This is a genomic window from Paenibacillus sp. Marseille-Q9583 (assembly GCF_976954365.1).
The window spans coordinates 20,696-31,748 of the sequence record NZ_CDRJTB010000074.1; the positions used below are offsets into that span (position 1 = coordinate 20,696).

General features: G+C 44.4%; 6 protein-coding genes. All 6 read left to right on the forward strand.

From position 1 onward, the window contains the following. The first annotated feature begins 258 nt into the window (after positions 1–258). Entirely contained in the window at positions 259–1,188 is a 930-nt protein-coding gene (locus ACWNM1_RS25515) for an ABC transporter permease (RefSeq protein ID WP_449603141.1), read from the forward strand. Positions 1,189–1,206: 18 nt separating this feature from the next. Continuing rightward, positions 1,207–2,130 carry a carbohydrate ABC transporter permease gene (locus tag ACWNM1_RS25520; RefSeq protein ID WP_449603142.1) on the forward strand — a complete coding sequence of 308 codons (924 nt, stop codon included), beginning with the start codon at positions 1,207–1,209 and terminating at the stop codon, positions 2,128–2,130. Positions 2,131–2,214: 84 nt separating this feature from the next. After that, positions 2,215–3,735 (forward strand): ABC transporter substrate-binding protein, encoded by a 1,521-nt coding sequence (locus tag ACWNM1_RS25525; RefSeq protein ID WP_449603143.1) that lies wholly within the window; start codon positions 2,215–2,217, stop codon positions 3,733–3,735. 121 nt (positions 3,736–3,856) lie between these two features. Beyond that, a complete protein-coding gene (locus tag ACWNM1_RS25530; RefSeq protein ID WP_449603144.1) occupies positions 3,857–5,176 on the forward strand; it encodes a glycoside hydrolase family 125 protein in 1,320 nt (439 codons plus the stop codon). Further along, the gene (locus ACWNM1_RS25535; protein WP_449603145.1) at positions 5,173–8,322 is read left to right on the forward strand and encodes a beta-galactosidase; all 3,150 of its coding nucleotides are present in this window, start codon (positions 5,173–5,175) and stop codon (positions 8,320–8,322) included. The genes ACWNM1_RS25530 and ACWNM1_RS25535 overlap by 4 nt, the downstream gene beginning before the upstream one ends. Before the next feature lie 45 nt (positions 8,323–8,367). Then, positions 8,368–11,053 (forward strand): alpha-mannosidase (locus tag ACWNM1_RS25540; RefSeq protein ID WP_449603146.1); only part of this gene is annotated, 2,686 nt, incomplete at its 3' end.

The following is an 11,053-nucleotide window of genomic DNA, read 5'->3' on the forward strand; positions in this document are numbered from 1 at the left end:
AATTCTCGCACAAACGCTTACCGTCCTAAAAAGGACGTCGAAGGCGTTTTAGCTTGTGTTCAAATCTTAAGGGATTTCAAGCCTCGCAGAGGTCATTTATTCTTGTGATCTTTAATTTTTACATATCATTCTGGAGTTTTTCAACTTTATGAAACCGCTTTTATAGCGCAGAATTAAAGATAGTTAAAGGGGCAAGGAAATAAGATCGAAAGGGAATTACGGGGATTGTTTGGGGATAGAGAAGGGGGATGTAGAATAGTGTCTGCATTTTTCAAAAGCTTAAATAAGGATAAAGTACTGTGGTTTATGGTATTACCGGGGACAATATGGTTCCTAATCTTTTGTTACTTACCGATGTTCGGAACCATTATTGCATTTAAGGATTTCAAGATTCATCGGGACGGATTCTTTGCAAGCGTTTTAAATAGTAAGTGGGTTGGGCTTGAGAATTTTAACTTTTTGTTCTCTACGGAAGACGCCTATATTATTACAAGAAATACGATCCTGTATAACTTGGCGTTGATCTCTCTCGGGCTAGTGCTTGCGGTGGGTATCGCAATCACCTTGAATGAACTTGTGAACAAACGGATGGCCAAAGCGTATCAAACGGCGATGTTTATGCCGTATTTCCTTTCTTGGGTTATCATTAGTTTCTTTACGTTCAGTTTCCTAAGTGTAGATAAAGGGATCCTGAACCAAGTGATTGTGTACTTCGGAGGCGATCCTGTTTCCTGGTATGGGGATACTCGCTTTTGGCCATATATCCTTATTTTCATGGGCATATGGAAATCTATCGGGTATTCGAGTGTGGTTTACTTAGCAGCCATAGCGGGTATCGACAAGTCCTATTATGAAGCAGCTATGATTGATGGGGCCAGCAAATGGCAGCAAATTAAGTTCATTACACTTCCTTTGCTTAAGCCTTTAATGGTAACGCTAACTATTCTAGCGATTGGTGGTATTTTTAGATCTGACTTCGGTCTATTCTATCAAATTCCTCGGGATTCTGGTGTTCTATACTCTGTAACGAATGTTATCGATACTTATATCTATCGAAGCATGAGTACGACAGGAAACCTAGGGATGAGTACAGCAGCCGGTCTATATCAATCGATCGTAGGATTTATCATGGTGCTTGTAACGAATTCTATTGTAAAAAAAATCAGCAAAGAAAACGCGATATTCTAGAAAGGAGTTATTGACGTTATGGAAATATTCAAACGTAAGCCAAAAGAAGTCGACAACAACGCCATTACTCCTTTTTGGAATGTGGTCCTCAATATTATCATTGGAGTTTTCGCTTTTACCTGTGTGTTTCCGTTCTTGTTTGTCATAGCCATTTCTTTTACAGATGAGAAGGTACTCGCTTTAAATGGATTTAGCTTAATTCCAGAGAAATTTAGTTTGGCAGCATATCAGTTTGTTTTTAACACAGGTGATCAGTTATTTCGTTCCTTTGGAGTGACCTTGGTGGTTACTGTACTGGGTACGCTCATTAGCTTGTTTCTGATTACAACTTACGCCTATGTTCTTTCTCGAAGATCATTCCGCTATCGTAATTTTTTCAGCTTCTTCGCCTTCTTCACGATGTTATTCTCAGGCGGAATGGTACCGAACTATATTGTGGCCACGCAATTTTTACATTTGTACAACACGATATGGGCTTTAATCTTGCCAATAGCGATGAATGCCTTTTTCATTCTCGTGATGCGGACCTTCTTTCAGACCTCAGTGCCTGATGCACTCATTGAGGCTGCGAAAATTGATGGTTCCGGGGAGTTTCGGACATTCCTGCAAATTGTCCTTCCGATCTCATTACCGGGGATTGCAACGATTGGATTGTTCTGTACACTGGGCTATTGGAATGACTGGTTCAATGCGCTGCTGTACATAGATGATGCGAGTCTTGTACCGCTCCAAGCGATGCTGATGCGCATTCAGAATAATATGGAGTTTGTTATCCAGAACAGCATGCAGATGGGATCAAGCTTTGAGATTGCTGCGACCTTGCCGACAGAAACCGTTCGTATGGCGATGGTTGTACTGGCAACCTTGCCTATAGCTCTAGCGTATCCGTTCTTCCAAAAGTATTTTGTACAAGGCTTAACTGTAGGTTCTTTAAAAGAGTAGTGCTCTAAGATGTATTTATTCGTATCGCTGGTTTAGGAAACGATATAAATAAAAAGTTAATTAATCTAAAGGGGGAAAATAGAAATGAAAGCGAAAAAAAGTTTAACGCTCGCTCTTGTAGGAACAATGCTTTTGTCTGGCCTTCTTGCTGGATGTGGTTCGAATAATAATAATTCAAATGCAGCCAAAGAAACAGATAGTTCAGCGGCAGCAGGGAATTCAGCAGGGAATACATCGGAATTAAAGCCATATGAGCTGAAGATGTATTTAATTGGTGGACCTCAAAAGGATTTGGATCTTGTATTAAAAGAAGTTAATAAATATACCCAAGAAAAAATTAATGCGACGTTGAACATTACGATGTTCGATTGGGGTGATTACGATAAGAAGATGCAAGTCATTACCGCTTCTGGTGAGCCTTATGACATTGCCTTTACCTCTTCTTGGACAAATGATTTCCGCCGTAACGCAGCTAACGGTACCTTCTTGGGTCTGAATGATCTGCTAGATAAGTATGGAAAGGAAACAAAAGAAGTTTTGGACCCACGTTTCTTAGAAGGAACTAAAATTAAAGGTGAGATCTATGGTGTTCCTGTAAATAAGGAGCTTGGACAGCAATGGGTATGGCGCTTCAATAAGAAATATGTTGATAAATACAAGATGGACATTTCCAATATTCGTACATTGGATGATCTAGAGCCACTACTTAAAACGATTAAAGAGAATGAGCCTGCGGACATTACGCCGCTAGCAGTTCCTAAAGGCTTTAAACCCTTCATGCCATTTGACTATGTACTAGGTGATGAGCTGCCTATCGGGGTCTATATGGATTCCACAGATGGTAAGGTTGTTAATATTCTGGAGACACCTGAACTTGCAACATCGTTAGATACGATGCGCAGACTTTACACAGCAGGTTACTTACGTCCGGACGTTGCAACACTGGAAGGTATTGATAACATTAAGACCGGTAAATGGTTTGCCGATCGCGAAATTACACAGCCTTATGCAGAAAAAGGTTGGTCACGTTCAGCAGGTTATGAAATTGTAACTTCACCTATGCATGAGCCTTATGTGTATACTCAATCTGCCGCAGGTTCGATGCACGCGATTTCCGTTACCTCAGGTGATCCTGAACGGGCCATGATGTTCTTGAACCTTTTGAATACAGATAAGTACCTGCGCAATTTGCTCAACTATGGCATCGAAGGCACTCATTATAAGAAAATCTCCGAGAATGTCATTGAAGATTTGCCGGCTATGCAAGATAGCTATGCAATGCCAGGCTTTACGCTTGGAAATATGTTACTGACTTATCTGCATGCTGATGACCCTGCTGATAAATGGGATGCTTTCAAGAAGTTTAATGACTCGTCAAAAGAAGCCCCTACCTTCGGTTTTGCATTTGATCCTACACCTGTAAAAACAGAAGTAGCAGCCATCAACAACGTAACTAAAGAATTTATGCCAGCGCTTTACACAGGTTCTGTTGATCCTAAAACATATCTGCCAAAAGCAACCAAGAAATTTAAAGAAGCTGGACTGGATAAAGTCATTGCAGAAGTTCAAAAGCAGCTTGATGAGTGGAACCAGACAAAGAAATAAGCTTTGAACGTATCACGCCTACGATTAATCACTAAAAGCAACACAATAGGATTAGTGGAGACGGGCAGCCTAGCTGCCCGTCTCTCTATCTATACTCATATTTATCATAAGGAGTGGAAATATGGAACAATTCAGACTGCCATCCATCTCAATGCCGAAGCTTCCGCTTCCACAAGCTATTCAAGAGGTATTGAACGAAGCAGAGGAGGAATTAGCGCATCGGCCTAAACTATTGCAGCTCTTCAAGAACTGCTTCCCGAATACACTGGAAACAACGACTAAGCTTATGGACGATGGAACAACATTTATCATTACTGGAGATATCCCAGCTTCTTGGTTACGAGACTCTGTGGAGCAGGTGATGCATTATGTGCCATTTGCGAAGAATGACCCGGATCTTCAACGAATCATTAGCGGTCTAATTAAACGTCATATCGAGTATATTCATATCGATCCTTACGCCAATGCATTTAATGAAACTGCAAATGATTGGCATTGGAGCACTAGCGATATTACGGAAATGTCCCCATGGGTGTGGGAACGTAAATTTGAAATCGATTCCCTCTGTTTCTCCATGCGTCTAGCTTATGCTTACTGGAAAGAAACGGGGAAGGCTGATATATTCGACGCCGGTTTTAAAGCAGCGATGGTCAAAATATACAACTTGTTTAGAACAGAGCAACACCATGCTGAGTTATCCCCTTACCGCTTTACGCGTAATAATGGCATTCCTGAAGATACGCTGCGCAACAATGGGCTTGGTATGCCTGTGAATTACACGGGAATGGTCTGGTCCGGGTTCCGTTCGAGCGATGATGCTTGCGACTTCCATTACAATATCCCGGGGAATATGTTTGCCGTTGTTGCCTTACGTCATATGCAGGAATTCGCAGAATGGGTATTCCGTGATCTTGAATTTCTACGAGAGCTTAAAGCATTAGAAGCGGACATTGATCATGGAATCAAGCTGTATGGTATTCATCGTCATCCGAAATTTGGACCCATCTACGCTTATGAGACCGACGGCTATGGCAACTACTGCTTGATGGATGATGCGGGAACACCGGGACTCATGTCGATTCCTTATCTCGGCTATGTTACAGCAGATGATGAGATTTATCAGAATACACGCCGATTTGCGCTGAGTAAGGAGAATCCTTTTTACTTTGAAGGAACAGCAGCGAAAGGGATTGGCAGTCCACATACTCCGAAAGATTATATCTGGCATATGGCATTGTCTATGCAAGGTTTGACGGCTTCCACGAAGGAAGAGAAGCTGGACATGCTTGCGATGCTAGAGGCTACGGATGCGGAGACTGGTTTTATGCATGAAGGATTTCATGTGGATGACCCGAATATATTCACTAGAAAATGGTTTGCCTGGTCCAATAGTCTGTTCTCTCAACTAGTCTACAAAACTATGAAGGAAGGACTACTATGAGCAGACCGGTAATCATATTCTATGATTCTGATTTCCCAATTCCCAATGCGATTCCTAGTGACGCGATTAAATCCATGCGTGAGTTCGGTATGATCGTGAATGCGAATCAGCTTGCAGCAACACTTAAGGAAACCGAAGGTGGATGTTTCATTAATCTGCATGCACCCTATTTTCCAAAAGCGGCATGGATAGACATTCTTGGATATTTGCAAAGAGGTGGTGGGCTGATCAGCATTGGAGGTGCCCCCTTCAAACAACCCGTTCGCTGGAAAAATGAACAATGGCATGTGGAAGCGGAGAAGACCTCTTATCATCAAGAGCTATCTATTCATGAGGTACTGCGTGTTGATTGTTCTCGCAACCAATCCTTGCTTGCATCAGATATCATTCCTTTGCTTAAGGGGCAAGAGGCTCTTTTTATAGCGAGTGAAGAGACATGGAATCTTGTGCCACATACGACGAAGACGAGTGATTTACCCCATCAAATGGGGTCAGCAGGTCCGATGAGCACACGGATTTACCCACTTTTGAAGGGAATAACGCATGAGGGGCGGGAAACAGCTGCTCCAGTAGTTCTTTGGGAGAATACGATTGGTTTATTTGCAGGCTCACGCTGGCTGTTCGTAAATACGGCTGCAACGGCTTCTTTATGGAAGGAAAAAGGGCTATCCGCGATGTCTGAGTGGGTTCGTTTCTGTAGTAAGGGTGTAACGGAAATGTGGGTTAAGCCGAATTACGCGTCATATGAGTCAGGAGAACGGGCTTCTCTGACACTTCAGATTCAGCAGCTTGAGCGGGTGAAACCTTCTTTGCGAAATGAAGATAATTGGAAGTTCACAATGCATGTTGAGCATGAATCCGATCCCTCCTTACGTTGGTCCCATAGTCTGGAGATGAAGGCTAATGCTGAGCTTAACATCGTTCGGGTGCCTATTCCTCTGGAAATTAGGAGTGGTCTGTTCCAAGTGGTCTGCGAAGCGGAAGCCAGTGATGGTGAGGTCCGCATTCTACGTCAAGGATTCTGGGGGCATGCCCCTGAACTTCTGGCAGCAGGTAAACCGGTAACGAGTGGAAGAGATTATTTCATAAAAGATGGGCGTCCGCTACCTGTTGTGGGTATGACTTATATGACGAGTGATGTGGCACGGAAATTTCTATTTCTGCCGAACGTTGGGGTATGGGATCGCGATATGGGTCAAATGCGGAAGGCAGGGATTAACTGGATCCGAACAGGAATCTGGACTGCTTATCGTAATGTGATGCAAGACGATGGTCATGTTTCAGAAGAGGTACTGCGAGCGATTGATGCCTTTATCATGACGGCGAAGAAACATGATCTTCAGGTGACTTTCACGTTCTTCTCCTTCACACCGGAAACGTGGGGAGGGGTAAATCCTTATTTGGACCCACAAAGTATTGAGGCTCAGAAGCGGTTCATTCGTTCTATTGTATCTCGTCATAAAGCGTCTTCGAATGTAGATTGGGATCTTATTAATGAACCGTCGATGTTTGATCCGGCACGGATTTTCTCGGAGGGTCCGAGTTCATGTCATGATCGCTTCGAGCAACAAGCTTTCATAGAATGGCTTCGACATAGACATGGGGAAATCGCAGTACTACAGGAACGTTGGAATATGACACCCGCACAGCTTCCGGACTTTGCATCGGCAGGGCTGCCAGAAGCGAAAGAGATGAACTTCGATGCACAGGATATGCACAGTGCTAAAAAAGGGACGCGTTGGCTTGATTATTGCTTGTTCTCCATGGATATGCATAACCGGTGGGTGAAGCAGTTATATGACACCATTAAGGAGCAATGTCCAGATCAGATGGTTACGGTTGGGCAGGATGAAGGGCTAGGGGCGCAGCGACCTTCGCCGTTCTTCTACGAGGAGGCGGTGGATTACACCACTGTACACTCCTGGTGGTTTAATGATTATCTGGTGTGGGATGGCATCTTTGCCAAGACGCCTTATAAGCCAAACCTAATTCAAGAGACTGGCGTCATGTATGTAGAAACTCCTGATGGACGAGCCAAACGTTCGGAGCTAGAGCTGCGAAATCTACTCGAACGCAAATATGCCTATGCGTTTGGAACTGCTGGTGCGGGGGCCATACACTGGATTTGGAATACGAACTTCTATATGGATAATGCGAATGAGTCCCATATAGGAGCATTGAGAGCAGATGGAACCGAAAAGCCAGAGGCGGATGTCTCTTATAACTTCGGGGAATTTATAGAAGGCATTCGTGACGTATTTGGAGATCGGAAACTGGAAGAGATCGCTGTGGTGTTTCCGTATTCGAATGATTTCTCTAACCGGAAGCTGGCTTTCGCTGCTACAACAGAGCTTACCCGTATTCTTTCATATGATCTAAAGATGCCTTTTAGAGGGGCTTCTGAATACCACCTAGATGATTTGGAGAACCATCCTGTGAAGCTTATTATACTGCCAAGCGCACATAACTTCGATGATGCAGCGATGGAAAGGTTGTTACACATCGTTGAAGAGACAGGTGCGGTATTGCTTGCTACAGGCCCGCTCGACATTGATGCTTACTGGCGTTCTTCAGAGCGCTTAAGTGATATTCTTGGCAAGCGTGAATTGCGTAATGTGCGCCGTGAAGAAGTTCTTAGCCTTCAAGGCCAAGAACTCCCCGTCTCCTTCGGTCACCGACGGATTGCTGAGGTATCGAAGGAAACGATGATTCACGAATCCGGCGGAAGCGGAAGCTCTACTATAGACTCAGTTATAAACATCCCGCTTGGCAAGGGTCGACTCTTATGGAGTCCACTGCCCGTTGAATTGAGCGACCGAAGTGATACTACATCTGCACTGTATCGCTACGCGCTCCATGCTGCTCATGTTGACTGTGACTTGGAGTGGATTAGCGGAGGGGACTTAGTAGGTATCTACGGACGGAAATTGAGCTTTGATACAGGAGCTCTCTTCACCTTCGTATCGGAATATGCTCAGGATGCGAAGATCGAGGTGAAGGATTCAGCCACTGGCCGATCCTACGCGTTCTTGTTAGAACAGGAACGTTCAGTCCTGTTTGCTACGGACTATAAAGGTGATCTTCTTGGCGTGTATCGCCAGCAGGAAGTTGAAATCCATATAACATATCCACATCTACTACATTAAGCATCTTAGTAGAGAGTACGTATTGCATATAAGGAGGTCTTCACATTGGAACGTTTAGATAAATCTATTAAACCTCAGACTGCCCATATTATTTCTCATACTCACTGGGACCGGGAATGGTATCTTCCATATGAAAAGCATCATGTACGCCTTATTAAACTGGTCGATGAATTGCTGGATCGATTGGATGAGGATGGTGAATTTAAGAGCTTTTATCTTGATGGACAGACAATCATTCTGGAAGATTATCTTCAAGTTCGTCCCGAGAATCAAGATCGTCTACAAAAACATATTACGGAAGGTCGTCTTCTGATTGGACCTTGGTATATTCTGCAAGATGCTTTCCTTACCAGCGGAGAGGCAAATGTACGTAATATGCAGATTGGTCATCAGGATTCGAAACGTTACGGTGAACCTTCTAAGATCGGTTATTTTCCGGACACCTTTGGTCTAGTGGGTCAGACTCCACAATTAATGAAGCAATCAGGCATCAATAATGCCTTTTTTGGAAGAGGTGTAAAGCCGACTGGATTCAACAATACAGTATCGGACGGTGGATATGAATCTTCGTTCTCCGAGCTGATTTGGGAAGGTCCGGATGGATCGAAAGTGCTTGGAATTCTATTTGCGAATTGGTATTCGAACGGAAACGAAGTGCCAGTGAATGAATCGGAGGCAAAAGAGTTCTGGGAGAAGAAGTTAACAGATGCTCGGAAATTTGCCTCTACAGGCGAGTTATTATTCATGAACGGCTGCGATCATCAACCGGCTCAACTGGATTTGCCGGAGGCTATTGAAACTGCGAAGCGGCTATATCCAGATATGGAGTTTATCCATTCCAACTTCCCTGATTACCTTAAAGCTGTAGAGGATGTAATGGATCACAACAATTTGTCGACCGTAAAGGGCGAACTGCGGAGCCAGCACACTGACGGATGGGGGACGTTAGTGAATACCGCATCTGCTCGTGTCTATTTGAAACAGATGAATCAGGAAGGTCAAGTCTTGCTTGAAAAGGTGGCCGAGCCACTCGCTTCATTCGCACATGTATTGGGCAAAGATTACCCTCATCATCTGTTCACCTATGCCTGGAAGACGCTAATGCAGAATCATCCTCACGACAGCATTTGTGGCTGCAGCGTGGATGAGGTACATCGAGAAATGGTAACCCGGTTTGATAAAAGCCGTCATGTAGCAGAGACCATTGTTGATGATAGTAAGCGCATGATCGCTGAAGCTGTGGATACGTCCGGTTTTGCAGCATATGGTGAAGAAGTGCTTCCGTTAGTAGTCATGAATATGACAGGGTGGAGACGCACGGGTACAGTAAGCATAGAAATTGATGCGGCACGTCTATATTTGAGAGAGGGTTTCTCTCTAGAAGAAACGGCTAGCCGTATGAAAGATATTGACTTAAACGGTCGTGAATTAGTAGACGATCAAGGGAATACCATTCCATGCCAGATGGAGGATTTGGGTCTTCAGTTTGGTTATGATTTGCCTGACGATAAATTCCGCCAGCCCTATATGTGCCGCCGAGTAAGACTTACCTTTGAAGCTGTGCAAGTTCCGGCGCTGGGTCTTTGTGCATATGCGTGGGTTCGTCGTGCTAACGCAGGGTTGCCTATAGCTCCTGAATCTTTGCTTCAAGGGGATCGGGTGTTGGAGAATGAGGCCATCAAAGTAGTGATCCATGATAATGGTTCATTTACGCTAAGTGACAAAGCCAGTGGCATGACCTACCGGGATCTTGGTGTGTATGAGAACACAGGTGATATTGGGAATGAATACATGTATAAACAGCCAGAGGGTGAACAAGCTTTAACGACCAAGGGACTACAGGCGAATATTTGCGTTCTGGAAAATACACCTTATCGAGCATCTGTGGAAATTAAGCATGATTGGGAGATTCCAGCCTCAGCAGATAATAAGCTGGACGAGGAACAGCGTGCCCTTGTGTACTACCCGGAGCGGAAAGCGCAGCGCAGTAGTGACACAGTCATTCTTAAACTTCGTACCGTAATTAGCTTGGAGCGGGGCGGGAAGGGGCTGCATATCGAAACGACGATAGACAATAAAGCCAAAGATCACCGGATTCGTGCGCTATTTCCGACAGATTTGAACGCCGCCACACATCATGTGGATTCGATGTTCGAGGTTGCAGAGCGGAATATTGAGCCAGCTACAGAATGGATGAATCCGAGTAACACGCAGCATCAGCAGGCCTTTGTTGATATCAGTAATGAAACAGCCGGTCTAACTGTCGCTAACTTTGGATTAAATGAATATGAAGTGCTAAGAGATGGTCGTAACACCATTGCGATTACATTACTCCGTAGCGTGGGTGAACTGGGAGACTGGGGTTTGTTCCCAACTCCAGAAGCGCAATGTCTCGGAGAGCACGTTGTACGTATGGAGCTCATCCCACACACAGGAGATGGTATAACCTCAGGTGCTTTTGCTGAAGCGTATCAATTCCAGATTCCTTGGGTCGTATGTCAGACTGATGTACATGAAGGAGCGATTGCTCCGGTGTATACTCCATTCGAATGGGAGAATCAGGAGCTCGCATTTTCTTCTCTAAAAATGAACGAGCAGACCGGAGACCTACTGCTTCGCTGGTACAACATGAGTCATCAGAGCACCGACCTGACCATCCGTTCAACGATACCGCAGCAGTATTTCTATAAGACGTCGATCCTGGAAGAGGAGAGCCACCCACTCTCTAGTG